This window comes from Tannerella forsythia (assembly GCF_001006485.1).
GTDB classification, from domain to species: domain Bacteria; phylum Bacteroidota; class Bacteroidia; order Bacteroidales; family Tannerellaceae; genus Tannerella; species Tannerella forsythia.
This window is the reverse complement of the sequence record NZ_JUET01000087.1, coordinates 1-463: the sequence shown is the minus strand read 5'-3', so window position 1 is coordinate 463 and position 463 is coordinate 1. Positions and strand designations below refer to the sequence as shown.

Annotated in this window: 1 protein-coding gene; it reads left to right on the top strand. The window is 57.0% G+C overall.

Translation table 11 applies throughout. The features are described from left to right. Positions 1–195: 195 nt before the first annotated feature. Positions 196–463, top strand: a 268-nt coding sequence (locus tag Tanf_RS16720; RefSeq protein WP_046825619.1) for a FadR/GntR family transcriptional regulator, incomplete at its 3' end; no start/stop codon positions are given.

Sequence of the window (463 nt, the reverse complement as noted above, 5' to 3'; positions counted from 1 at the left end):
CTTTTCCCCTTCATATCGGCCCCTTGGTATAGACTGTTCACAAGATGGTGAACGCAATGACCGGCCCTTTCAATGTTCCTTTACGCCGGAAGGCTGCGGCTATGCGACGCTTGCCCACTGGATCAAAGAATTGACCAGTTTCGTGATTTGCCGATACGCTGGCACGACACATCACTCCTGCGGACGACTTTCAACATGAGCAGCCCGGTCTTTGCCCGCATCCAATCTTCCCGAACGGCCGACGACATCGTCAGCCAGATCGAAACATTGATCCTTGAGGGTGTTCTGCGCGTGGGCGACCGTTTGCCCGGCGAACGGGACCTTGCCGTACAATTCGATGTCTCCCGCCCGATCCTGCGCAGCGCATTCAAAGTGCTGGAGGCCAAGGGATTGCTTGTCGTCCGCCACGGCGGCGGAACGTTCGTTGCCGATGTCATCGGCGAGGTTTTTTCCAAGCCGGTCA